The following is a 22,887-nucleotide window of genomic DNA, read 5'->3' as shown; positions in this document are numbered from 1 at the left end:
CCGTGGCGCCCCATACCCCGCGGTGAGCTCGGTCCATCCCTGAAGGCGATGTGGTGGCAGGGGGCTCGCCGGGATCGTCGAAGACATGACGACCAGCCCCGTTCAGCCCGCTCTTGAAGGGGCCTCTGGCAACGGAATTTCCGCCCGGGTCACCCGGCATCCGATCCTCTCCCTGAGCCTCGCCGGCGCGGCGTTCGTGGCCGTCTGCGTAGCGCTCTGGCCGCCGACCAAGGACCTCTACGACCTCCGCGTGTACGTCGCCGCCGCGAAGGCAGTGCTGCACGGCCAGGACATCTATACCGCGCATCACGCTTCTCCGGACCTGCTCGGTTACACCTACCCACCGTTCGCCGCCCTGCTGATGGCGCCGCTCGGGTTGCTGGGCACGGGCGCCGGCCGTCTGCTGATGACCGCGCTCTCAGCCCTTGCCCTGCTGGTCATCGGGTCGACCACGGTTCGAGGGCTTCGCCCGCGCTGGTCGACCCACCGGGTGCTCGCAGCCGGTTTTGCCCTCGGCGCTGCCGGACTCGCACTGGAGCCGGTGCGGATGACGTTCCACTACGGCCAGATCAACCTGATGCTGCTCGCGATCCTGCTGATCGATCTGCTCGGGCACTTGCCACGACGATTCCGTGGCGTACTGATCGGCGTTGCCACCGGCATCAAACTGACTCCGGGCATCTTCATCATCTACCTGCTGGTGACCCGGAGATACCGCGAGGCGGCAACGGCTTCGGCCGTCACCTTCGCCACGATGGTGCTCGGTTTCCTGGCGATGCCGGACGCGGCCCGGCGGTTCTGGGGCGTCTACATCTTCGACCCGACCCGTCCCGGCTCAAGCACGTTGGTGACCAACCAGGCCTTGCGCGGAGTCATCGACCGCCTGTCCGGCGGTCCGCAAGGAACCGCTCCGCTCTGGATCATCGCAGTCCTCGCCACCTTGATCGTCGGCTTCGTGACCGTACGACGTGCATTCGACCGCGGACTGCTCTTGGAATCAGTCCTGCTGACGGCTGCCATCGGCGTACTCGTCTCACCGATCTCCTGGACCGCTCACTGGGTCTGGGCGCTCCCGGCCTGCGCGCTGCTCTGGACGCGCGCGACCACGGTGTACCGCGCCGGACTCGCAGCGCTCACCACAGTCACCTTCGGGATCGGGCTCCCCTGGCTGGCGCCGTACATGGACGATCGAGAGCTGCACCACCACGGCTTCGAGCTGTACCTCGGCAACTCCTACGCAATCTGCGCAGTGGTGCTGCTGATCGCGGCTTGGCAGCGTCGCAAGTGAATCAGCGAAAATTGATGCTGCTAGCAACGATCCTGCCGATCCTGTGTCTGCTGCGCTGGCACCCATGGAATGCCCGCATGGACGATCTCGGGATCTACTACGCGGCAGCCCGCGGGCTTGTCAACGGTCAGGACATCTACACCGCGCATCTCGCGTACTACCCCGACATCGGCCTCGGCTTCACCTATCCGCCGTTCGCGGCGATGGTGTTCTCGCCGTTCGCGATCAGCCTGCCTTTCGCCCGCACGCTGATCACGTTCGCGTCGGCGTTGGCGCTGCTGGTGATCGGGTGGGCGACCGTCAGGAAACTCCGGTGGCCGCCGGCGACCGCCGTACTGATCGCTGCTGCTGCGTTGCTCTTCGAGCCGGTGCAGTCGACCTTCAGACTCGGCCAGATCAACCTGGTCCTGCTGGCGTTATTGATGGTGGACCTGCTCGGGCTGGTGCCGCGGCGGTTCCGCGGCGTCCTGGTCGGTGTTGCCACCGGCATCAAACTGACACCGGGGATCTTCATCGTCTTCCTCTTGATCACCAAGCGGTACCGCGAGGCTCTGGTCGCGAGCGTGACCACGGCAGTCACCATGCTGATCGCGTTCCTGGTAGCGCCCCCGTCGACGATCGACTTCTGGACGAAGTACATCTTCGACCCGGCTCGCGTCGGCCCGCCGCACTACTTCAGCAATCAGTCGCTGCGTGGCGCGCTCGTCCGACTCACCGGCGATTCGCCACTATGGTTGCTGACGGCAATCATAGTGGCCGGCACCGGCCTGTACGTCGCGCGTCGGCTACACCATCGTGGTCTCGGCTTCGAGGCCGTCGTGGTGACCGGATTCACCGGGCTCGCGGTCTCACCGATCTCGTGGACGAACCACTGGGTCTGGGCGCTCCCCGCCGCGGCGCTGGCCTGGCACCACCGCGGCAAGCTGCGGTCCCTGCAGACCGCGCTCTCCGCCACCTGGATCACGATCTTCCTGATCGGACTACCGTGGTGGATACCGTTCGGCAACGACCGGGAGCTCCACTACAGCGCCGTGCAGACCGTGGCCGTGGACTCGTACCTGCTGTGCGCACTGGCGTTGATTGCCTTCAGCTACCGACTGAAATCCCCTGCGCGGACTCGGTAAACCTGCAGATTCAGGTCGTAGTACTTGTCCGTCTCGCCGACCCACTCCATGCCGAGCCGACGGGCGGCACTGATCGCGCGCTTGTTGTTCGGGCGGGCGACGGCGAACAGCTCGTCGACCTCGCCGGTCTTGAACGCCCAGCTCATCAGTGCCTTGCTCGCCTCGGTGGCGAACCCGTTGCCCCAGGCCGACGGCCGCAACTGCCAGCCGATCTCGAGATCCTCTTCGTACGGCGGCAGCAGGCGAATCAGCAGCCCGCCGATCACCTCGTCGTCCTCCCGCCGGACCACGGCCCAGCGGCCGGCCGGAACGACGAAGTTCGGCTGGGCCTCGATCCAGGCGGTCAGGATCATCTTCATGGTGGCCACGTCGGCGACCTGGTCGATGGCCGGCGAGAGCCACGGCGCCACCTCGGGCGAACCGTAGATCTCCAGCGCGGCGTCGGCATCGTCTTCTTGCCAGTCCCGGATCAACAGCCGGTCCGTCTGCAGGCTCAGCGTCACCTTGCCAGCGTACGTCGGACTTCCACGGCGCGGGTGTCCGGAACGTGAACGTGCGAAACCCCGGTCCCTGGGAACCGGGGTCTCGTGGAAGCCGCAGGGTGGCCCGGAACGGACCACCCCGCGGGGGCCGAAGAACACCCGGGGGAGGGTGCGACTCCGGCTGTGGAGGCATCGAGGGGGAATCGATGCGCCTCCACCGGATCCGGAGGCCCCGAGGGGTGGGGGTTCGGGAACCTCCGGTGGTTCAGTTGTGCCGGATCAGCGCGGTCCGAGCTCCAGCGGCTGGGTGCGGATCCAGCGCGTCGTGGTCTGCTGGCGGCCCATCGCGATCACGTCGCCGGCGGGACCGGCCGAGAAGACCCGGCTGGCGGTGCTGCGTCGCGAGACGCCGACCCCCCGCTGGACCTCTGCCAGGAGCTGGTTCACCCGGGAACGCAGATCCTCCACTTCCGACTGTAGCGCGAGGATGTGCCGGATTCCCGCCAGGTTGACACCCTCTTCCTGGGACAGGTGCTGCACATACCTCAGCCGCGCCACGTCGTACGCCGAATAGCGCCGGCCGCGGCCGGACGCCCGGCTCGGCACCACCAGGCCGAGCCGGTCGTACTGCCGCAGGGTCTGCGGGTGCATACCGGCCAGCTGGGCCGCTACCGAGATCACGTAGATCGGGGTGCGGTCGTCCCAGGTCGGTCCCTGGCTGAACGGGCGGTTCCTCGCTCCTGAGGCCATCAGGCGCTCCCGAACAACCCGGCCCGCAGATCAGGTTGGTCCGAGGCCGAGCTGAACTCCTGCAGCTTGGTGCGCTGCTCGTCGGTCAGCTCGTGCGGGACCTGGACCTGGAGGGTCAGCAGCAAGTCGCCCTTGGTGCCGTCCCGGCGGACCGAACCCTTGCCCCGGACCCGGAGCTTGCTGCCGTTCGCCGTACCGGCCGGGATCCGGACCGTGACCGGCAGACCGTCCAGCGTCGGCACCTTGATCTCGGCGCCGAGGGCCGCCTCGGTGAAACTCACCGGGACGCTCAGCGTCAGGTGCTCGCCCTGGCGGCCGAAGATCCGGTGCGGGGTGACGTGCACGGTGACGTAGAGGTCGCCCGAAGGGCCACCCCGCTCGCCGGCCGCGCCCTTGCCCTTGAGCCGGATCCGCTGGTTGTCCTGGACCCCTGCCGGGATCCGGACCTGCATGGTCCGGCTCGACTGGCCGCGGCCGGAGCCGTGGCAGGTCTCGCACGGCTGGTCGACGACCAGACCGCGACCCTTGCACTCGGTGCACGGCTCGGTCATGGCGAACACGCCGCCCTGAACCGAGGTCTGCATGCCCGTGCCTTCGCACTTCAGGCAGACCTTCGGCACCGTCCCGTACTTCGCTCCGGTCCCGCGGCAGGTCTTGCAGGGCTCGTCACTGGTCATCCGCAGCGCGACCGTCACACCGTTCACGGCCTCGGCGAACTCGATCGTCGCCTCGGTCTCGATGTCCTGCCCACGCCGCGGCCGGGCCGTCGTCGACGTGCTGGTCGAGGAACGGCCACCACCACCGAACATGCCACCCAGGATGTCGCCCAGGCCGCCACCGGCCCCGGCCGCACCACCGCTGCCACCACGGTTGAACAGGTCACCGACGTCGAAGTTGAATCCGCCGCCACCCTGCTGACCACCGCCCGGCATCCGGAAGCCGCCGCTGCCGAACAGCCGCCGCGCCTCGTCGTACTCCTTGCGCTTCTTGGTGTCCCCGACCACGTCGTACGCCTCGGAGACCTCCTTGAACTTCGCCTCCGCGGTGGCATCACCCTGGTTGGAGTCCGGGTGGTACTTCCGCGCCAGCTTGCGGTACGACTTCTTGATCTCGTCCTGCTCGGCGGTCTTGGAGACGCCGAGGACCTTGTAGAAATCCTTCTCTATCCAGTCCTTCGTGCTCACTCGACGCCTCCCCTCCCGCTACTCGGACTTGTCCGCAGCCTGTTCGTCATCTGCTGTGCTCTCTGCCGGAGTGTCCGGCAGCTTCTCGGTCGGTTCCGAGACGGCCACCCGGGCCGCGCGCAGGATCCGCTCGCCGTGCCGGTAGCCCGGCTGCATCACCATGGTCGCGGTCGGGCCGTCGACCTCGTCGGAGTAGTTGTGCAGCAGCGCCTCGTGGATGCGCGGATCGAACGGGTCGCCGGGCTCGCCGAACTTCACCAGGCCGAGCTTCTCGGTGACCCGCTCCAGCGATTCCGCGACCGCCTTGAACGCACCCTCGAGCTCACCCGCCTCGCGGGCCCGGCCGACATCGTCCAGCGTCCCGAGCAGCTCGCTGAGCACCGAGCCGATGACGAGCTCGCGGCTCGCCTCCCGGTCCCGGTCCACCCGGCGCTTGTAGTTCACGTACTCCGCCTGCAGTCGCTGCAGGTCCGCCGTACGCTCCGAGAGCGCCTCGGTGAGCAGAGCTTCCTGAGCCGACGGACCCGTCAGCGACGACACGTCGTCCGGAACTCCCGCGGGAGCCTGCTCCGACTCCCGCACCTCTCCGGTCTCCGGGTCGATCCGGCGCTTGTCCCGGACGACGGGGTCCCCGTCGCCGAACTCGCTGCCCGTGGGTCGATCCGTCACTTGTCCTCCGCCTTCTTGTCCTGCGGCCGGTCCTCGTCCACGATCTCGGCGTCGACGACATCGTCGTCGTTGCTGTCGGCCTTCGCCTGCTCGTCGGTCGAAGCACCCTCCTCGGACCCGCCGGCGGCCTGGGCGTTCGCATACATCGCGGCACCCATCTTCTGGCTGGACTGGGACAGCTTCTCCGACGCCGCCTTGATGGCCGCGTCATCGGTGCCCTCGAGCGCCTTCTTCAGCTCCGCGACGCCGTCCTTGACCTCGGTCTTGACGTCGTCCGGGATCTTGTCCTCGTTCTCGGACAGGAACTTCTCGGTCTGGTAGACCAGGCCCTCGGACTGGTTGCGGGACTCGACGGCCTCGCGGCGCAGCCGGTCCTCCTCGGCGTACTGCTCGGCGTCGCGGACCATCTGGTCGATATCGGTCTTCGGCAGCGCGGAGCCACCGGTGACCGTCATCCGCTGCTCCTTGCCGGTGGCCAGGTCCTTGGCGTTGACGTGCACGATGCCGTTCGCGTCGATGTCGAAGGTGACCTCGATCTGCGGCACGTTCCGCGGCGCCGGCGGCAGGCCGGTCAGCTCGAAGTTGCCGAGCGACTTGTTGTCGCGGGCCATCTCGCGCTCACCCTGGTAGACCTGGATCATCACCGACGGCTGGTTGTCCTCGGCGGTGGTGAAGATCTCCGAGCCCTTGGTCGGGATCGTGGTGTTGCGCTCGATGATCTTGGTGAACACGCCACCCTTGGTCTCGATGCCCAGGCTCAGCGGGGTCACGTCGAGCAGCAGGACGTCCTTGACCTCACCCTTCAGCACACCGGCCTGCAGGGAGGCACCGACGGCGACGACCTCGTCCGGGTTCACACCCTTGTTCGGGTCCTTGCCACCGGTCAGCTCCTTGACCAGCTCGGCCACGGCGGGCATCCGGGTGGAACCACCGACGAGGATGACGTGATCGACCTTCGACACGTCCACGCCGGCGTCCTTGATGACGGCCTTGAACGGCGCGCGGGCGCGCTCGAGCAGGTCGGTGGTGAGCTTCTGGAACTCGGCCCGGGAGAGCTTCTCCTCCAGGTGCAGCGGACCGGAGTCGGTCAGGCTCAGGTACGGCAGGTGGATGCTGGTCTCGGCGGCGCTGGACAGCTCGATCTTGGCCTTCTCGGCGGCCTCGGTGAGCCGCTGCATGGCCATCTTGTCGCCGGACAGGTCGGTGCCGTTCTTGTTCTTGAACTGGGTCACCAGCCACTGCACGATCCGCGCGTCCCAGTCGTCACCACCGAGGTGGTTGTCACCGCTGGTCGCCTTCACCTCGAAGACGCCGTCACCGATCTCCAGCAGCGACACGTCGAAGGTGCCACCACCGAGGTCGAAGACCAGGATGGTCTGCTCGGTGCCCTTGTCCAGGCCGTAGGCCAGCGCGGCGGCGGTCGGCTCGTTGACGATCCGGTGCACCTTCAGGCCCGCGATCTCGCCGGCCTCCTTGGTCGCCTGGCGCTGCGCGTCGGAGAAGTAGGCCGGCACGGTGATGACCGCGTCCGTGACCTGCTCCCCGAGGTACGCCTCGGCGTCCCGCTTCAGCTTCTGCAGCACGAAGGCGCTGATCTGCTGCGGGTTGAACTTCTTGCCGTCGATGTCCACGCTCCAGTCCTCGCCCATGTGGCGCTTGACGGAGCGGATGGTGCGGTCGACGTTCGTGGTGGCCTGGCGCTTGGCCACCTCGCCGACCAGGACCTCGCCGTTCTTGGCGAAGGCGACCACCGAGGGCGTCGTGCGCGCTCCCTCGGCGTTGGGGATGACGGTGGGCTCGCCACCTTCCAGTACGGCGATGACGGAGTTCGTCGTACCGAGATCGATACCGACCGCGCGGGCCATGCTTTACCTCCACGAGTTGAGTGATACAGACTCAATGTTGCCGTTCGGTCGCCCGGTATTCAAATCCGTGACTGAACAAACTTGAGTTCACTGGACTCAACATTGCACGAGGCCTGGGTCATTCCCAAGGCCGATCCCTGATTTCGGGGTTACGGCCGGGGTAGGGCCAGGGAGACCCCTCCCCTGGAACAGGCCTTCCATGGGACTCTGACCAGGTGAAACTCCGCCCACTCGTCCCAGCCGATTACGCCTCGGTGCTCGCCCTCAACACCACCGTGGCCGGCCTGGTCGACCCCCTCGGCCTGGACCGGCTCGACTGGCTCCGGCTGATCGCGGCCCACGCCGTGGTCGTCGAGGACGACGGCCGCCCGATCGGCTTCGTCCTCACCTTCACCCCGGGATCGGCCTACGACGGACTGGAGTACGGCTGGTTCGCCTCGACGTACGGCGACCGGTTCCTGTTCGTCGACCGCATCGTCGTCGATGCCGACCGCCGCCGCCAGGGCGTCGCCTCCACCGTCTACCGCGCCATCGAACGCGCCGCCCAGCCCTTCACTCGCGTCGTCACCCGGGTCCGCTCCGACCTTCCCGACAACCCGGGCCTCGCCTTCCACGCCGCCCGCGGCTACAAGCAGGTCGACACCCGCCCGAACCCCAGCGGCGGCACCATGGCCCTCCTGGTCAAGGAGCTCTGACCCGAAGCGCCTGCCACCCCGGCGTGGGGCGGCAGGCGCCTCTTTTACAGCTGCCGAACGTCCAGCAACCCTCTGATCGGCAGATCGTGCCGCAACCGCGGATCCGTCAGCCCGTCGACGATGCAGGCCGCCCCGATCCACGTCGCACCACAATCCGCCACCATCTCCCGCGCCGCCCGGGCAGTCATCCCGGTATCGGCCCAGTCGTCCACCATCAACACCCGATCCGCAGGCCGGATCAACGCCCGCCGGAACCCGAACTCGACATGCCGATCCCGGTAGTCCGGCCCGGTCGTCCGCCGCACCCACCGATCGCTGTCCATCGCCGGCGCCTGGTTCTTCCGCATCTCCACGAACCCGACCCCCAACGCGACCGCGGTCACCGCCCCCACCAACGACCCCCGCGAAACCGGCCCCACCACAACCGTCGGCGCCTCCCCGTACAACCCCGCCAACGCCGGCCCGAGCTCCCGCAACAACCCAGCATCCCGCCACCACCCAGTGACGTCAGCCGACCACCCTCAAACCCCCCGATCCCCCCGCCACCGAAACCCCACCTGCAACCGCCGCTGAATGTCCATGCCTCCTAGCGTGGCGGACGGGGTTGGGGGACGCATCCGGTTTTTGGGCGGACCTGCAGGCCATCACAACTGGGCCATGGCCGACGATCTGAGCGGGGACGCCCTGGCCGGGTGACAGTTGTGATGGCCTGGCGGTCCGCCTGTGGATAACTTCGGACGGCAGATGGCGATTTCGGCCAGCATCGAGGGATGACTGATGTCGTGGAGGTACTGCAACGGCGGGCGGGGACGGCCAGCTTCGGCGAGCTGCGCGGGATCGTGTCCGGGCGTGCCATCCGGGCCGCGCTGGCCGACGGCCTGATCCGGCGGATCGCGAAAGGGGTCTACGCCCTGCCGCCGCTCCCCGATCCGCTCGCCGCTGCGCGAGCCCAGGGCGGCGTGGTCTCGCATGTGAGCGCCGCCCTGCTGCACGGCCTGTCGGTGCTCGAGCTGCCGGACAAGCCGCAGATCACCGTCCCCCGCGGACAGCATCGCCGCCTGAGCCCGGTCCCCTGCAGATTGCATTGGGCCGACCAGGTCCCGTCCGACGGCCGCGTCACCAGCAAGCTCCGCACCGTGCTGGACTGCGCACGCACCCTGCCGTTCGAGGCCGGCCTGACGATCGCGGACTCCGCGCTCCGCCTCGGTGCGGTGGACCACTCTCAGCTGATGGTCGCCGCCGTCGAGCTCGTGGGTCCCGGCTGCCGCCGGGCCGTACGGGTCGCGGTGGCCGCGGACGGCCGGGCCGAGTCGCCGCTGGAGTCCGTGATCCGGGCCATCCTGATCGAGGCCGGTATCGACGGCTTCGAACCACAGGTCGTCGTTCGGGACGGCACGTTCTCCGCGCGTATCGACCTCGGCCATCGTGGCCTGTGGCTCGCGGTGGAGGGCGACGGCTTCGCGTTCCACAGCAGCCGGACGTCGCTCACCCGCGACTGCCGCCGGCACGTGAACCTGACCCTGCGCGGCTGGCGGTTGCTGCGGTTCAGCTGGGAGGACGTGATGTTCGACCGCGAGTGGGTCGTGGCCTCGATCCGCGCGGCAATGGCCGGACCTGCAGGCCATCACAATTGGGCCGAAGTCGGCGGTCTGAGCGGGGACGCCTTGGCCGGATGACAGTTGTGATGGCGTGGGGGTCCGCGCCTTACACCGGCCTCCCAGCCACGTAGGTCTGCGCCACCAGCGGCACGCCGGGGCGGTAGGCCAGGTGTAGGTAGGTGGGGGCGTCGAGGATGGCCAGGTTGGCTTGGGCGCCGGGGGTCAGGTGGCCTACGTCGGTGCGGCGGAGGGATTGGGCGCCGGCGGCGGTGGCGGACCAGAGGGCTTCGGCGGGGGTCATGTGCATCTCGCGGACTGCCAGCGCGATGCAGAAGGGGATGGAGGAGGAGTAGCCGGAGCCGGGGTTGCAGTCGGTGGCGAGGGCTACGGTGACGCCGGCGTCGATGAGGCGGCGGGCGTTGGGGTACGGCGATCGGGTGGAGAACTCGATGGCCGGGAGGAGGCCGGCGACGACGCCGGTTTGGACGAGGGCGTCGATGTCGGCGTCGGTGAGGTAGGTGCAGTGGTCGGCGGCGGCTGCGCCCAGTTCGCAGGCGAGTTGGACGCCGGGGCCTTCGCCGAGCTGGTTGGCGTGGACACGCGGTTGGAGGCCGCGGGCGATCCCCGCCTTCAGGATGGCGCGGGCCTGGTCTTCGTCGAAGGCGCCGCGCTCGACGAAGACGTCGATCCATTTCGCGTGACCTGCAACGGCATCCAGCATCGGCCCGGTGACCAGGTCGACGTAGCCCGCCGGGTCGTCGGCGTAATCGGCCGGCACGACATGCGCACCCAGGTACGTCGTTTCGTCGGTGAACTGACGCGCGATCTGCAACGCCCGCGCCTCGTCCGTCACCGTCAGCCCGTACCCGGACTTGATCTCGACCGTCGTCGTCCCCTGCCGGCGCATCTCGGTGACGAGCCGGGCGACGTTCGCGGTGAGCTGTTCATCGGTTGCCTGCCGGGTGGCCGCGACCGTGGTCCGGATCCCACCTGCCGAGTACGGCGTCCCGCTCATCCGGGCCGCGAACTCCTCGGCCCGGTCCCCCGCGAAAACAAGATGCGAATGCGAGTCCACGAACCCCGGGATCACGGCCCGCCCGGCCACGTCGATCGCGTTGTCGGCAGCAGGCGCATCGGTCCGCGAACCGACCCACGCAATCTTGCTGCCCTCGATCACCAGCGCCGCATCGAGAATCTCGCCGAGCAACCCACCCCGCGCAGGGTCGTTGGTGACGAGCGAACCGATCCCGGTCACGAGCAGAGTAGTCATGAAGTCACCAGTCCAATTCCGTGGCCGACAGCGTCATGTGGTCACCACTGCGATCGAGGCCGCCAGCTCGGCTGGCGCATCCAGGCGAGCATGCTTGCCTTCAGCAACGAGATGCCGTCCGCCCGACACCACGTCGGTGACGTCGGCAGCCGATGCGGCGAAGACTGCGGTCTCCACGGTTCCGCCGGTCCCCGCCGTACGAATGCTGTCCAGGCGGACCGCGACCAGGTCGGCACGAGCGCCTACCTCGATCGCGCCGGCGTCGGCGAAACCGATCGAACGGTGACCATCCACGGTTGCTGCGGTGAAGAGCTCCGGGGCGGACCAGTGACCGCGTTCCTGCGATGCCAGCCGCTCATCCAGCTCGACCGCGCGCATCTCCTCGAACAGATCGATCACCGCATGACTGTCCGACCCCAACGTCAGCCGCGAACCGGCGTCGCGCAGTGCCACCGACGGGCCGATGCCGTCGGCGAGATCGCGCTCGGTGGTCGGGCAGAAACACGAGTACGTCGCGGAACTCCCGAGCAGACCAACATCAACCGGAGTCAGGTGCGTCGCGTGGATCGCGCTCGTCCGGCCGCTCAGGAACCCGGCCTCGTCGAGCACCTGCGACGGAGTCCGCCCGTAAGCCTCGAGGCAGGCCGCGTTCTCGGCGACCTGCTCGGACAAATGAATATGCAGCGGTACGTCGGGAAACGCGGAAGCAACCGCCCCGAGCTGGTCCTGCGGTACCCCGCGGACCGAATGCGCGGCCGCACCGATCACCACATCGTCCGCACCCTTCAGCGCGGAGACCCGAGCAGCCCAGGACGCGGCATCACCGTCGCTGAACCGCTGCTGAACCTCGTTGAGCGGCTGGTCGATTCCACCCGCGATGTAACAGGTGTCGAGCAGGGTGATCCGCAGCCCGACATCCTGCGCGGCCGCGATCAGGGCCGCACCCATCGCGTTCGGGTCGTCGTACCGGCGGCCGCCCGGCGCGTGGTGCAGGTAGTGGAACTCCCCGACCGCGGTGATCCCGGCGAGCAGCATCTCGCCGTACACGGCGCGGGCGAGGTCGTAGTACGAATCCGGCGTGAGCGCGGACGCAACGGCGTACATCTGCTCACGCCAGGTCCAGAAGGTGCCGCGCTCGGTCTGGGTGCGCCCTCGGAGCGCACGGTGGAACGCGTGGCTGTGGCAGTTCGCCAGCCCGGGCAGCACCAAGCCGCCCAGCCTCACGGCGTCGCCGGGTTGTGCGCCAACCGAGACCGCGGTGATGCGGCCGTCGGCCACGGTCACCAGGACACTCGAGGCGACGCCGGTGGGGAGGAGTGCGGTGGAACACCAGTACGACGTCACTGCGCGAGATCCTTCAGTACGGCGGCCAGCGCCTCGACGCCGGCCAGACAGTCGTCCTCTTCGGCGAACTCGGCCGGCGAATGCGAGATGCCGGTCGGGTTGCGCACGAAGAGCATGGCGGTCGGGATCCCGGCCGCTGAGAACACCCCGGCGTCGTGGCCGGCGCCGGTCGGGAGCACGGGCGCACCGCCCAGTACGCCGACCAGGCGGTCGCGAAGGCCGGCCGGGAAGTCGACGATCGGGGACACGGACTCCGGTACGACGGCGACCGTCGTACCGTCGCGTTCGGCGCGCTCCACGGCTTGCCTGGTGATTGCTGCCAGCAACGATTCCAGGGTGGCGGTGTCGGCGGCACGGGCGTCCAGCCAGGCGATCACGCGGGACGGTACGGCGTTCGTCCCGTTCGGCTCGATGGACAGCCGCCCGAACGTGGCGCGGGCACCGGCGAGCCGGGCCTGTTTGTTCGCGGCGAGCGCGGTCATCGCATACGTGAGCATCGGGTCGTGCCGGTCCTCCATCAAGGTGGTCCCGGCATGGTTGGCCTCACCCTCGAACGTGAACCGGTACCTGCCGTGCGGCCAGATCGAACTCGCGACGCCTACTGGTGCTGTCAGTCCGCGTCCTTGCTCGACGTGGAGTTCGACGAAAGTGCTCATCTGGTCGAGCAACGGCGAAGGTCCAACCCCCGAAGGATCAGTCCCCGCAGCTTCCAACGCCGCGGCCAGCGAGACCCCCTGCCGATCCGTCAACGCCAAGGCCTTCTCGGCCGACAGGACGCCGGTCGCAATCCGCGAGCCCAGACAAGGCATCCCGAACCGGGACCCCTCCTCCTCTACAAACGCCCCAACCCCAATAGGGACGGAAGGCGAGAAGCCCTGAGCCCGCAACAAATCCACAGCCGCCAGCGCCGAGACCACGCCCAGCGGCCCGTCATAAGCACCCCCATCAATCACCGAATCAAGGTGACTTCCGGTCACCACACCAGGTCCGCTCTCCGCACCCCACCAAGCGATGAGGTTGCCGATGCCGTCGGATTCGACTGTCAGGCCTCGAGTGGCGCACTGGTCCAGGAACCAGCTGGTGGCTTCGCGTTCGGTGGGGGTCCAGCCGCCTCGGGTGTAGCCGCCGGTTTCGGCGTCTCGCCCGATGGCGGACTGGTCCCGCCACAGGTTTTCGAAGCTCAAGACAGCGGGTTCTTCGACAGCCAGTCCTTGGCCACCGCGTCGGCGCTCTCCTTGCCGACGTCGACGCGCTTGACGAGGTCGGTCAGGCCCTCCGTGGTGAGCTTGGCCTGGATCGCGTTCAGGGTGGTCACCACGTCGGGGCTCTTGTGGTCGGTGCGGATCAGCGGAACGATGTTGTTCGGCAGGTGGATGTGCTCCGGGTCCTCGAGCGAGACCAGGTTGTTGTCCTTGATGTAGGACTGCGTGGTGAAGAACTGGGTGACCTGGATCTGGTTGTCCAGCAGCGCCTTCAGGCTCAGCGGACCACCCGGGTCGAGCGACTTGAACTCCTTGAACTCGACGCCGTAGACATCCTTCATCCCGGCCACACCCGACTTGCGGGTCTTGAACTCCGGACCACCGCCGGCCACCAGTTCCTTGCCGACCGGCTTCAGGTCCGCGATCGACTTCAGGTTGTACTTGTCGGCGGTCGCCTTGGTCACCACGATCGCGTCCTCGTCGGCAGCCGGCGACTTGTCCAGCACCTCCAGGCCCTTCGGCAGCACGCCCGGGATCGCCTTGTAGACGGCCTCGGCCTCGTTCTCGGTCGCGTCCTTCTTGAAGTAGGTCAGCGTCGCCCCGGTGTACTCCGGGAGCAGGTCGATCGACTTGTCCTGGATGGCGGCCATGTAGACCTCGCGGGCGCCGATGTTGAGTTTCTTGGTCACCTTGATGCCCTTGGCCGCCAGCGCCTGCCCGTAGATCTCGGCCAGCACCTGGCTCTCGGCGAAGTTGGCCGAGCCGACCGTGATCGAGTCGATCTTGGCCGGTGCGTCGGCGTCGCCGGCGTCGCCACCACCGGCCAGCGGGTCGCCGTTACCGCCTCCGCAGGCCGCGAGGGCGAAGACCGCCGATGCGGCGATGGCACTGCGGATGAAGCTTCTTCTGAACACGGGATCCTCCAGGGTCCGTTCTCAGCTCGCGCCGGCCGGTGCCGGTGCAGTCGAGGTGTTGACGTTCTTCCGCAGCCGGCCGGTGAGGCCGGCCGAGACTGCATAACGCCCGATCAGGGCGAAGACGAGGTCGAGCACGATCGCGAGCAGCGCAACCAGTACGGCGCCGACCAGCATCTGCGGGAAGTCCCGCACACCGAGTCCGTCGATGACGTACCGCCCGAGGCCGCCGAGGGCGACGTACGCGGCGACTGTCGCGGTGGACACGATCTGCAGCGTCGCGCTGCGCAGCCCGGAGATGATCAGCGGCAGCGCGATCGGGATCTCCACCTTGGTGAGGATCTCGCGCCCGGTCATCCCCATCCCGCGAGCCGCGTCGATCGTGTTCCGGTCGACACCCGAGACTCCGGCGTACGTCGAAGCGAGGATCGGCGGGATGCCGAGCACCACCAGCGCGATGATCACCGGCACCTGCCCGATACCGATCAGCAGCACGATCAGGGTCAGCAGACCGAGGGTCGGCAGCGCGCGCCACGCGTTCACGGTGTTGATCGCGATGAAGGCACCGCGCCGGGTGTGCCCGATCAGCAGACCGATCGGGAACGCGATCACCGCGGCGATCAGGAGCGACACGAAGGTGAAGGCCAGGTGCTCGACCAGCCGGGTGGGGATGCCCTCGGCACCCCGCCAGTTGACCGGATCACCGAGGAAGTCGAAGAGGCCCTGGATCATGTGGTCGCCTCCTTCACCGGCGAGATCACTCGCGCCCACGGCGTCAGCACCCGCTGCAGCCCGACCAGCGCGATGTCACACAACAGCGCCAACGCGAGCGACAGCACGACACCGACCACGATCGGTGTCAGGAAGTCCTGCTGGAAGCCGGTGGTGAACAGCTCACCGAACCCGCCGATGCCGATGATCGCGCCGACGCTGACCATCGAGATGTTCGCGACCGTGACGACCCGCAGACCGGTGAAGATCACCGGGATCGCGATCGGCAGGTCGACGGTCAGCACTCTTCGCAGGGTTCCATAGCCCACCGACACTGCGGCCTGCAGCACTTCCTCGGGCACGGAGCGGAGTCCGTCGATCACGTTCCGGATCAGCAGTGAGACCGCGTAGATGGTGAGCGCCACGATGATGTTGACCGGCGACAGGATCTGCGTCCCGAGGATGGCCGGCAGCACGATGAACAATGCGATCGACGGCAGCGAGTACAGCACGCCACCCAGAGCCACCAGCGGATTCGCCAACCAGCTGAACCGCGTCGCGACGTACCCGAGCGGCAGTGAGATGAGCAGCCCGAGCACCATCGGGATCAGCGCCAGATAAAGATGCTCCCGCAGCTGCTCCCAGATCAGCGCCGAGTTGTCGCCTACCCAGGTCATGGGCGGAGAGAATCGGTGAGGGTGGCGTACGAGATGACGCCGACTGCCTTGCCTGCTTCGTCGACGCAGACGCCTTGGCCGACCGGTGACGTCAGTACGGCGTCGAGGGCGGCGCGTAGCGAGTCACCCCGCTGGAAGGTCGCGCCCACCGGCTCGAGCTCGCCCGATCCGTTCACCCAGCCCTTCGGCGACCCGTCCTCGGCCCGCCGCAGCTCGGCCGGTACGTCGGTCAGCTGCAGCTCCTCGGCGGTCACGAATGTCAGCGCACGGTAACCGCGGTCCTTGCCGATGAAGTTCTCGACGAACTCGTCGACCGGGTTCGCGAGCAGCTCGGCCGGCGGTGCGAACTGGGCCAGCTTCCCACCCACCCGCAGTACGGCGACGTGGTCACCGAGCTTGATCGCTTCGTCGATGTCGTGCGTGACGAACACGATCGTCTTGCCGATATCGCGCTGCAGCCGGAGCAACTCCTCCTGCAACTGGTGGCGCACGATCGGGTCGACGGCACTGAACGGCTCGTCCATCAGCATGATGATCGGGTCCGCGGCCAGGGCGCGGGCGACGCCGACTCGTTGCTGCTGGCCCCCGGACAGCTGGGCGGGATACCGCTCCGCGAGTCTGAGGTCGAGACCGACCCGCTCGAGCAGCTCCATCGCCGTACTGCGGGCTTTGCGTTTGTCCCAGCCGAGCAGCTTCGGCACGGTGGCGACGTTCTCCACCACGGTCTTGTGCGGGAACAGGCCGGCGTTCTGGATGACGTAGCCGATCCCCCGCCGCAACGTGACGGCGTCCTTGCTGTTGATGTCCTCGCCATCGATCGAGATCGTGCCGCTGGTGCGCTCGATGGTGCGGTTGATCATCCGCAGCGACGTGGTCTTGCCGCAGCCGGACGGGCCGACGAACACGGTGATCTGATGGCTGGGGATCCGCAGGGACAGGTTGTCGACGGCCACAGTGCCGTCCGGATACCGCTTGGTGACGTCCTCGAACTCGATCATGGCGCCCCTTCGCGCTTGTCGTCGGTCGCCCGAATGACCCTAGCGGACCGAACCGACGATTCCACCCGATCGGGGGAATCTCGGTCCGCGGGAAAGTGCACCACAACGATAGGGTTACGGCCGGTACTCAGGACTCCTGCATCGGAATCCGGACCCCACGTTCGGCGGCGACTCGTTCTGCACTGTCGTATCCGGCGTCGACATGGCGGATCACGCCCATGGCCGGGTCGTTGGTGAGCACGCGCTCCAGCTTCTGCCGGGCGAGGTCGGTGCCATCGGCAACCGATACCTGGCCGGCATGGATGGACCGGCCGATCCCGACCCCGCCGCCGTGGTGGATCGACACCCACGACGCGCCGGACGAGACGTTCACCATCGCGTTCAGCAACGGCCAGTCCGCGATCGCGTCCGAGCCGTCGAGCATTCCTTCGGTCTCGCGGTACGGCGAGGCCACACTGCCGGTGTCCAGGTGGTCCCGGCCGATCACGATCGGCGCTTCGAGCTCACCCGAAGCGACCATGTCGTTGAACCGCACCCCAGCCTTGTCCCGCTCGCCCTGACCCAGCCAGCAGATGCGCGCCGGCAGGCCCTGGAAGGCGACCCGCTCCCCGGCCATCTTGATCCAGCGGGTCAGGTGCTCGTTGTCCGGGAACAGATCGAGAATCGCCTGGTCGGTCTTGGCGATGTCCGCCGGGTTCCCCGACAGCGCCGCCCACCGGAACGGGCCCTTGCCCTCACAGAACAACGGCCGGATGTACGCCGGAACGAACCCGGGGAACTCGAACGCCCGCGAGTACCCGGCCTTGCGGGCCTCGTCGCGGATCGAGTTGCCGTAGTCGAACACCTCGGAACCGGCGTCCTGGAACCCGACCATCGCCTCGACGTGCCGCGCCATCGACTCCTGCGCGCGCTCGGTGAAGCCGGCCGGGTCCTTCTCCCGAGCGGTCACCCAGTCGTCGAAGTCGATCCCCACGGGCAGGTACATCAGCGGGTCGTGCGCCGAGGTCTGGTCGGTGACGATGTCGATCGGCGCGCCGCGCTGCAGCAGGTCCGGGACGATCGTGGCCGCGTTCCCCAGCACACCGATCGACAACGGCCGCCGCGCCTTACGCGCTTCTTCGGCAAGGGTCAGCGCCTCGTCGACAGAAGACGCCCGTACGTCGAGGTAGCGGTGCTCGATCCGCCGGTCGATCCGGGTGGAGTCCACGTCGATGCAGATCGCGACACCGTCGTTCATCGTGACGGCCAGCGGCTGCGCGCCGCCCATGCCACCGAGTCCCGCGGTCAGCGTGATCGTCCCGGCCAGCGAGCCACCGAACTTCTTCGCACCGACCGCGGCGAAGGTCTCATAGGTGCCCTGCAGGATGCCCTGGGTCCCGATGTAGATCCACGAGCCGGCCGTCATCTGGCCGTACATGGTCAGACCCATCGCCTCGAGCTTGCGGAACTCCTCCCAGGTGGCCCAGTCGCCGACCAGGTTCGAGTTCGCGATCAGCACCCGCGGAGCCCATTCGTGGGTCTGCATGACGCCGACCGGCCGGCCCGACTGGACCAGCATGGTCTCGTCGGCCTTCAGGTTCGTCAGGGTCCGGACCATCGCGTCGAACGAGTTCCAGTCCCGGGCCGCCTTCCCCGAACCGCCGTACACGACCAGCTCGTCGGGGTGCTCGGCCACCTCGGGGTCGAGGTTGTTCTGCAGCATCCGCAGCGCGGCTTCCTGCTGCCAGCCGCGCGCGGTCAGCGTGGTACCGCGGGCGGCGCGCACAGGACGGGGTCCGGACATGGGTGATCCAGCCTTTCTCAGTTGAGCGGGCCGGTGACGGCCTCGGCAGTGGTGAGGTAGGTGCCATTGGCAACGAATTGGACGGAGTGCTCGATCTCCGGTGCCAGATGACGGTCGGTCCCCGGCCCCTCGACGTACTGCCTCAGGGCATCGCGGACGGCGGCCGTGGCCGGGGAGGGGGTGAGTGGCGCACGCAGGTCGAGGGCGCGGGCGGCGGTCAGGATCTCGATCGCGAGCACCCGCTGGAGTCCGTCGATCGACCGGCGCAGCTTGCGTGCGGCCGACCAGCCCATCGAGACGTGGTCCTCCTGCATCGCGCTGCTCGGGATCGAGTCGACACTGGCCGGTACGGCGAGCCGCTTCAGCTCGGAGACGATCGCGGCCTGCGTGTACTGCGCGATCATGTGGCCGCTGTCGACCCCGGGATCGTCGGCCAGGAAGGCGTTCAGGCCGTGGTTGCGGGCCACGTCGAGGAAGCGATCGGTACGGCGTTCGCTGATGCTCGCCAGGTCTGCCACGGCGATCGCGAGGAAGTCGAGGACGTAGCCGACCGGGGCGCCGTGGAAGTTGCCGTTCGACTCGACGCGGCCATCAGCGAGTACGACGGGGTTGTCGATCGCGGCGGCGAGTTCGCGGTCGGCGATGGTGGCGGCGTGGGCCGCGGTGTCACGGACGGCGCCGTGGACCTGGGGCGAACATCTGAGGGAGTAGGCGTCCTGGACTCGGTTGCAGTCGGGTCCGCGGTGGCTGGCCACGATGCCGCTGTCCGTGAGGATCGTGCGCAGGTTGGCCGCGGCGGCCGCTTGGCCGAGCTGCGGACGCAGGGCCTGCAGGTCGGCGGCGAAGACACGGTCGGTGGCGAGCTGCCCCTCGACGCTCATCGCGGCGGCGATGTCGGCGGTCTTCACGAGTCTGTCGAGGTCGGCGAGCGCGAGCACCAGCATGCCGAGCATGCCGTCGGTGCCGTTGATCAGCGCGAGACCTTCCTTCTCGGCCAGTGTCACCGGCTGGAGGCCATGCGCTTGCAGGGCCTCGCCGGCGTCCCGAAGGTTGCCGTCGGCATCGCGAACCTGACCTTCACCCATCACCGCGAGGGCGACATGCGAGAGCGGCGCGAGATCGCCGGAACAACCGAGGCTGCCGTACTCGTGCACGACCGGAGTGAGCTTCGCGTTCAACAGACCGGCGTACGCCTGAGCCGTCTCGACCTTCACCCCGGTGCGACCGGTGCACAGCGTGGACAACCTGAGCAGTGCGAGCGCACGGACAACCTCGGTCTCGACCTCAGGGCCCGACCCAGCAGCGTGCGACCGAACCAAGCTGCGCTGCAACTGGGCCCGCAACTCCGGCGCAATGTGCCGCGTCGCCAGCGCTCCGAAGCCGGTGGAGACCCCGTAGTGCGGTGTGTCCGCGTGCGCCAAGCCCTCGATCACGACCCGCGACTTCGCGATCTCCTCGAGCGCCTGATCACTGATCCGGACCTGAGCCCCGCCGCGCGCCACCGCCACAACCTCAGCCGCCGTCAACGCGCCGACTCCCACGATCACCGTGCCGCTGCTCTCATCCACCTGCTCATTGCACCGCGTCCAGCCACCCCTGGACACCCGATCCCCCCTCAGTTCCGTCTCAAACCCGAGACATCCCAGTCCCATTTGGTGGGTGCACCCATCACATCGGAGGTTCCCACCCGGTAATCCGGTAGGGGAACCTCCCAGTCGGTGGGTTAACCCAGCAAACGGGCACGGGCGGGGTGGACTGGGGCGGGATTACGGTGTGTGCATGGTGTTCGAGATCCGGACGGCGGTGCCGGAGGATGCGGTCGGGATTGCGGCGGTCTGGGCAGCGGCGATGCCGCATCTGGTGATGACGGCGCGGGGTGTCGAGGCAGGCCTGCGAAACAACCCGAACCGGGTGGTGCTGGTCGCGGCGAACGGTTCGGAGATCGTGGGGTACGGCAACATCTACCTGTCGGCCCCGGATGCGGTGGCGCCGCGGGTGCGGATCACCGTGCAGGTGCTCCCGTCGTACCGCGGGCAGGGCATCGGATCCGCGCTGCTCGACCGCATCACCACGCAATCGGTCGAGGCCGGCGCAGCCCGACTGCTGGTGGTGGTCGCGGACGACTCGCGGGACTTCGCCACCCAGCGCGGCTTCACCATCGGCCGGGAACTCAGCCACTCGCAGGCGGAACTGAACGCCGTACCGGCTGCACCACCCGTCCCGGACGGACTACGGGTGGTCGACTACAACGCCGTACAGCCGGAGCAGATCTGGCAGGCCACGGTCGCGGTCGCTCATGGTGATCCGAGCGGATTGTCGGCAGCGCCGCCGTACGACGAATGGTTCGCCGTCGAGTGGAATCACCCGGAACTGCGGCGCGACCTGAGCATCGCCGTACTGGACGGTGACGAGGTACTGGCGTTCTCCACCACGACCGCGGATCCGTCGCGGAAGGTGACCTGGTCGGCGCTCACCGGAACCATTCCGGCCGCTCGCGGCCGCGGTCTGGCCAAGCTCGTGAAGGCGGTCGCCCTCGGGCGTGCCCGCGATGCCGGGCTGGTGCGGGCGTATACGGGCAACGATGCGGGCAACAAGCCGATGCTGGCGGTCAACGAATGGCTCGGCTACCGGGTCGCCGACTCGGCCTGGACCGCGGAGAAGGAGCTGTGATCCGGCTCGCGCTGACCCTGCTGGTCTTCCTGGCCCTGTCGCTCGCCGTCGGCTTTCTACTGTCCGGTGACGACTACTTCGACTGGCCGATCGCGGGTGGTTTGTTCGCCTTCGCGGTGGTGGGCGAAGTGCTGCGGTCGCGGCTGCGCCGAGGCTCTGGAAAGAATTCGGCTCGGCAATCGTCCGGAATCTGAGACAGGCCGGTTACCCTGCCGTTGTGAGCGGCAACGTTCCCGCCTCGACCCGCACCCTGCGGGTGCTGACGTTCCTGGCGACCCAACCTGGTCCGGTACCGATGGAGCGCATCGCCTCCGCGGTCGGCCTGCCGCGCTCATCGACGTACCACTTGCTCCGGGCAATGATGGACGAGAGCTTCGTCGTCCACCTCCCCGAGGAGAAGCGCTACGGCCTCGGCGTCGCCGCCTTCGAGATCGGCTCCGCCTACCTCCGCCACGACCCGCTGGAACGCCTGGCCCGCCCCCTGCTCGGCCAACTGGTCGCCGAGCTCGGCCAAACCGCCCACCTGGGCGTCCTGCACGGTCGCGAACTCGTCTATCTCCTGAAAGAACAGCCCCCACGCCCCGTCACCCTCGTCACCGACGTCGGCGTCCGCCTCCCCGCCACCCTCACCGCCTCCGGCCGAGCCCTCCTCGCCGAACTCCCCCCGGCCCAGGTCCGCGCCCTCTTCCCCACCAACGAGTCCTTCGTCCGCCGTACCGACAAAGGCCCCGAGTCGCTCACCCAACTCCGCCGCCTGCTGGCCGAGGAGAAACGCCAGGGTTACGCCTACGAAGAAGGCCACATCACCCCCGGCGTCTCCTCCCTGGCCGCCGCAGCCCTCGACCACGCCGGCCACCCAGCCGCCGCTATCTCCGTCACCTTCCGCACCGACGCCCTGACCCCCGCCGACCGCCTCCACCTGACCCACCGCCTCCGCCAAGCCGCCAACGCCCTCACCAGACGCCTCCACGGCTGATCGGCGTACAGAAGGACGGGTACAGGGCGCCCGCTTCTGGCGGGTCGCAGGCGTGCCGACAGTCAGGTCCGGCTGCCGGACGTGACCTATCACCAGTCCTTCTGTACGCATACGACGGCCCTCCGAGCCACCTGAGCTCGGAGGGCCGTCGGGACCCGGGGTGCGCGGCATCCACGTCGCGCGCCGCCGGGAATTACCAGGAGGACTTGGTGATCCCGGGGAGTTCGCCTCGGTGGGCCATGGTGCGGAAGCGGACTCGGGAGATGCCGGCTTTGCGGAGGTAGCCGCGGGGGCGGCCGTCGGCGACGTCTCGGTTGCGGATGCGGATGGGGCTCGCGTCGCGGGGGAGCTTCTGGAGCTTCAACTGGGCGGCTGTCCGCTCCTCGGAGGAGGAGGCCGGGGCCGCGATGATGCGTTTGAGCTCGGCGCGACGGTCCGCGTACAGGGCGACGGTGCGTTTGCGCTGTTCGTTCTTGGCGATCTTGCTGGTTTTCGCCATCAGCGCTCCTCGCGGAAGTCGACGTGCTGGCGGAGCTTGGGGTCGTACTTGCGGATGACCAGCCGGTCGGGATTGTTCCGGCGGTTCTTCCGCGTTACATAGGTGAAGCCGGTGCCCGCCGTGCTGCGGAGCTTGACGATCGGCCGGAGTTCGTTGTGCTTGGCCATGCTGTTCCTTTCCTCAAGTAC

24 protein-coding genes are annotated in these 22,887 nt (G+C 68.2%); 7 read left to right on the top strand and 17 right to left on the bottom strand.

Translation table 11 applies throughout. From position 1 onward, the window contains the following. Positions 1 to 85: 85 nt before the first annotated feature. Positions 86 to 1,288 (top strand): glycosyltransferase 87 family protein, encoded by a 1,203-nt coding sequence (locus ACFCV3_RS26595; protein WP_376034210.1) that lies wholly within the window; start codon positions 86 to 88, stop codon positions 1,286 to 1,288. A gap of 77 nt (positions 1,289 to 1,365) precedes the next feature. After that, complete coding sequence (locus ACFCV3_RS26590) at positions 1,366 to 2,412, top strand: glycosyltransferase 87 family protein (protein ID WP_376034208.1); 1,047 nt, start codon at positions 1,366 to 1,368, stop codon at positions 2,410 to 2,412. Here ACFCV3_RS26590 and ACFCV3_RS26585 read toward each other — a convergent pair. From ACFCV3_RS26585 to dnaK, 5 genes are all read right to left on the bottom strand, one after another. Then, the gene (locus tag ACFCV3_RS26585) at positions 2,379 to 2,915 is read right to left on the bottom strand and encodes a GNAT family N-acetyltransferase (protein WP_376034206.1); all 537 of its coding nucleotides are present in this window, start codon (positions 2,913 to 2,915) and stop codon (positions 2,379 to 2,381) included. The two genes, ACFCV3_RS26590 and ACFCV3_RS26585, sit on opposite strands and share 34 nt — an antisense overlap. 258 nt (positions 2,916 to 3,173) lie before the next feature. Further along, on the bottom strand, positions 3,174 to 3,644 hold the full coding sequence (locus ACFCV3_RS26580; RefSeq protein ID WP_376034204.1) for a heat shock protein transcriptional repressor HspR: 471 nt from the start codon (positions 3,642 to 3,644) through the stop codon (positions 3,174 to 3,176). Then, complete coding sequence (dnaJ, locus tag ACFCV3_RS26575; protein ID WP_376034202.1) at positions 3,644 to 4,828, bottom strand: molecular chaperone DnaJ; 1,185 nt, start codon at positions 4,826 to 4,828, stop codon at positions 3,644 to 3,646. Before dnaJ ends, ACFCV3_RS26580 begins: the two co-directional genes overlap by 1 nt. Positions 4,829 to 4,846: 18 nt before the next feature. After that, entirely contained in the window at positions 4,847 to 5,497 is a 651-nt protein-coding gene (gene grpE, locus ACFCV3_RS26570; RefSeq protein ID WP_376034200.1) for a nucleotide exchange factor GrpE, read from the bottom strand. Beyond that, positions 5,494 to 7,362, bottom strand: a complete 1,869-nt coding sequence (dnaK, locus tag ACFCV3_RS26565) for a molecular chaperone DnaK (protein WP_376034198.1) — start codon at positions 7,360 to 7,362, stop codon at positions 5,494 to 5,496. Before dnaK ends, grpE begins: the two co-directional genes overlap by 4 nt. 215 nt (positions 7,363 to 7,577) lie before the next feature. Here dnaK and ACFCV3_RS26560 point away from each other — a divergent pair, with 215 nt between their 5' ends. Then, entirely contained in the window at positions 7,578 to 8,057 is a 480-nt protein-coding gene (locus ACFCV3_RS26560; RefSeq protein ID WP_376034196.1) for a GNAT family N-acetyltransferase, read from the top strand. Positions 8,058 to 8,101: 44 nt separating this feature from the next. Here ACFCV3_RS26560 and ACFCV3_RS26555 read toward each other — a convergent pair whose 3' ends face one another. Beyond that, complete coding sequence (locus ACFCV3_RS26555) at positions 8,102 to 8,533, bottom strand: phosphoribosyltransferase family protein (protein WP_376034194.1); 432 nt, start codon at positions 8,531 to 8,533, stop codon at positions 8,102 to 8,104. A 294-nt stretch (positions 8,534 to 8,827) separates the two neighbouring features. On the opposite strand from ACFCV3_RS26555, the gene ACFCV3_RS26550 reads away from it, so the two are divergent. Then, positions 8,828 to 9,733 (top strand): DUF559 domain-containing protein, encoded by a 906-nt coding sequence (locus tag ACFCV3_RS26550; protein WP_376034192.1) that lies wholly within the window; start codon positions 8,828 to 8,830, stop codon positions 9,731 to 9,733. 28 nt (positions 9,734 to 9,761) lie between these two features. Here ACFCV3_RS26550 and hutI read toward each other — a convergent pair whose 3' ends face one another. The 9 genes from hutI to hutH all read right to left on the bottom strand — a co-directional run bounded on the left by hutI (position 9,762) and on the right by hutH (position 20,095). Beyond that, a complete protein-coding gene (hutI, locus tag ACFCV3_RS26545; protein WP_376034190.1) occupies positions 9,762 to 10,925 on the bottom strand; it encodes an imidazolonepropionase in 1,164 nt (387 codons plus the stop codon). Positions 10,926 to 10,958: 33 nt separating this feature from the next. After that, positions 10,959 to 12,269 carry a formimidoylglutamate deiminase gene (locus ACFCV3_RS26540; protein WP_376034188.1) on the bottom strand — a complete coding sequence of 437 codons (1,311 nt, stop codon included), beginning with the start codon at positions 12,267 to 12,269 and terminating at the stop codon, positions 10,959 to 10,961. Beyond that, a complete protein-coding gene (locus ACFCV3_RS26535; RefSeq protein WP_376034186.1) occupies positions 12,266 to 13,453 on the bottom strand; it encodes an allantoate amidohydrolase in 1,188 nt (395 codons plus the stop codon). The genes ACFCV3_RS26540 and ACFCV3_RS26535 overlap by 4 nt, the downstream gene beginning before the upstream one ends. Then, positions 13,450 to 14,385 (bottom strand): ABC transporter substrate-binding protein, encoded by a 936-nt coding sequence (locus ACFCV3_RS26530; RefSeq protein ID WP_376034184.1) that lies wholly within the window; start codon positions 14,383 to 14,385, stop codon positions 13,450 to 13,452. Before ACFCV3_RS26530 ends, ACFCV3_RS26535 begins: the two co-directional genes overlap by 4 nt. A gap of 21 nt (positions 14,386 to 14,406) precedes the next feature. Next, entirely contained in the window at positions 14,407 to 15,117 is a 711-nt protein-coding gene (locus ACFCV3_RS26525; RefSeq protein ID WP_376034182.1) for an ABC transporter permease, read from the bottom strand. Beyond that, positions 15,114 to 15,773 (bottom strand): ABC transporter permease, encoded by a 660-nt coding sequence (locus tag ACFCV3_RS26520; RefSeq protein ID WP_376034180.1) that lies wholly within the window; start codon positions 15,771 to 15,773, stop codon positions 15,114 to 15,116. The genes ACFCV3_RS26525 and ACFCV3_RS26520 overlap by 4 nt, the downstream gene beginning before the upstream one ends. Then, positions 15,770 to 16,771: an ABC transporter ATP-binding protein gene (locus tag ACFCV3_RS26515; protein WP_376034178.1), complete on the bottom strand. Its 1,002-nt coding sequence runs from the start codon at positions 16,769 to 16,771 to the stop codon at positions 15,770 to 15,772. The genes ACFCV3_RS26520 and ACFCV3_RS26515 overlap by 4 nt, the downstream gene beginning before the upstream one ends. A gap of 127 nt (positions 16,772 to 16,898) precedes the next feature. Then, positions 16,899 to 18,554, bottom strand: coding sequence for a urocanate hydratase (gene hutU, locus ACFCV3_RS26510; RefSeq protein WP_376034176.1), 1,656 nt, complete (start codon positions 18,552 to 18,554; stop codon positions 16,899 to 16,901). A gap of 17 nt (positions 18,555 to 18,571) precedes the next feature. Next, complete coding sequence (gene hutH, locus ACFCV3_RS26505; RefSeq protein ID WP_376034236.1) at positions 18,572 to 20,095, bottom strand: histidine ammonia-lyase; 1,524 nt, start codon at positions 20,093 to 20,095, stop codon at positions 18,572 to 18,574. A 238-nt stretch (positions 20,096 to 20,333) separates the two neighbouring features. On the opposite strand from hutH, the gene ACFCV3_RS26500 reads away from it, so the two are divergent. The 3 genes from ACFCV3_RS26500 to ACFCV3_RS26490 are packed head-to-tail and all read left to right on the top strand — an operon-like array spanning position 20,334 to position 22,200. After that, positions 20,334 to 21,224 (top strand): GNAT family N-acetyltransferase, encoded by an 891-nt coding sequence (locus tag ACFCV3_RS26500; RefSeq protein WP_376034175.1) that lies wholly within the window; start codon positions 20,334 to 20,336, stop codon positions 21,222 to 21,224. Continuing rightward, positions 21,221 to 21,418, top strand: a complete 198-nt coding sequence (locus tag ACFCV3_RS26495; protein ID WP_376034173.1) for a hypothetical protein — start codon at positions 21,221 to 21,223, stop codon at positions 21,416 to 21,418. Before ACFCV3_RS26500 ends, ACFCV3_RS26495 begins: the two co-directional genes overlap by 4 nt. A 23-nt stretch (positions 21,419 to 21,441) precedes the next feature. Further along, entirely contained in the window at positions 21,442 to 22,200 is a 759-nt protein-coding gene (locus tag ACFCV3_RS26490) for an IclR family transcriptional regulator (RefSeq protein ID WP_376034171.1), read from the top strand. A 193-nt stretch (positions 22,201 to 22,393) separates the two neighbouring features. On the opposite strand, the gene rpsN is transcribed toward ACFCV3_RS26490, so the two are convergent. Both rpsN and rpmG read right to left on the bottom strand, forming a co-directional pair. Then, positions 22,394 to 22,699 carry a 30S ribosomal protein S14 gene (rpsN, locus tag ACFCV3_RS26485; protein WP_376034169.1) on the bottom strand — a complete coding sequence of 102 codons (306 nt, stop codon included), beginning with the start codon at positions 22,697 to 22,699 and terminating at the stop codon, positions 22,394 to 22,396. Then, positions 22,699 to 22,866 carry a 50S ribosomal protein L33 gene (gene rpmG / locus ACFCV3_RS26480; protein ID WP_132405751.1) on the bottom strand — a complete coding sequence of 56 codons (168 nt, stop codon included), beginning with the start codon at positions 22,864 to 22,866 and terminating at the stop codon, positions 22,699 to 22,701. Before rpmG ends, rpsN begins: the two co-directional genes overlap by 1 nt. Between the last annotated feature and the right edge of the window lie 21 nt (positions 22,867 to 22,887).

It is taken from the genome of Kribbella sp. NPDC056345, from assembly GCF_042262745.1.
Lineage (GTDB): Bacteria > Actinomycetota > Actinomycetes > Propionibacteriales > Kribbellaceae > Kribbella.
The sequence above is the reverse complement of the archived record's forward strand: the minus strand, read 5'-3'. Positions and strand labels throughout refer to the sequence as shown.